This is a genomic window from Treponema sp. R8-4-B8 (assembly GCF_054786175.1).
In genome coordinates this window covers 1-881 of the sequence record NZ_BDHE01000143.1, presented here as the reverse complement: position 1 = coordinate 881, position 881 = coordinate 1, and the positions used below count along the sequence as shown (strand labels likewise).

1 protein-coding gene and 1 pseudogene are annotated in these 881 nt (G+C 39.8%); both read left to right on the top strand.

What is annotated here, in order from left to right; all coding sequences use genetic code 11:
• Nucleotides 1-506: hypothetical protein (locus ACYVRA_RS07465; protein ID WP_461252115.1), on the top strand; the 506-nt coding region annotated here is incomplete at its 5' end.
• A gap of 11 nt (nucleotides 507-517) precedes the next feature.
• Nucleotides 518-881, top strand: a pseudogene (locus ACYVRA_RS07460) (HEAT repeat domain-containing protein); the annotation flags it as partial.

Below are 881 nucleotides of genomic sequence, written 5' to 3'. Positions count from 1 at the left end.
TGTCTCTAGCGGTAATAATCGTATTATCATGCGGTTCTGGACCGGAAAAGAAGCAGGTAAGCGCAGTCAGCAGTTCAGGCAATTCAGGCAAGAGTGAAGTTTTCGATCCAAAAAAAGTCAGTCAGGAGCAATATCAATCTACAATCGCCGAAGTGCAAAAATTTATTGAAGAGCAAAATAAAAATATAAAAAACAAAAATTTTGACGCATGGAAGAATTCTTTATCTCCCGAATATTTTGCGGAAATTTCATCTGAGGAAAATTTAAAGCGAATATCGGCTCAGCCCGGGATGAAATCCAGAAAAATTGTATTAAAAACGGCCAGGGATTATTTTGATAATGTCGTTGTCCCTTCAAGGGCCGATCTTCATGTTGAAGAAATTGAATTTATAAGCGCAAACAGGGTTAAAGCGTTTACTATAACGACAAACAAAGCTGGTGAAGAACAGCGGCTTCGTTTGTATGATCTTGAAAAAATCGGTAATTCGTGGACAATAATTAATTAAGGAGAATTAAAATGTTTTCATTCAAGCGTCTTTCCATTTTATTAGTAACGGCTGTTATTATTATTTCAACCGCCGCCGCACAGAATAATCCAAGAAGGGAAATGTCAGTTGAGGAATCTTATTTGCAGGAATCAATAGAAATAATGATCATCAGAGAAACTGCAAGATCGTATACAAGGGAACAAAAATTTATCGCCTTGGAATATATCGGCGAAGCCCTTGCCAGAGGAAGCACAAACGACGAAATTCGCCAAACGCTGGAATTCCTTTCCAGAGAAGGCAGGTCGTCTACCGCCAGGGAAAACGGTCGTGTTGTCAACAACTTCCCCGATGTAAGACGGCAATCGGCAAAGTACCTGGGTCAAATTGGCACGG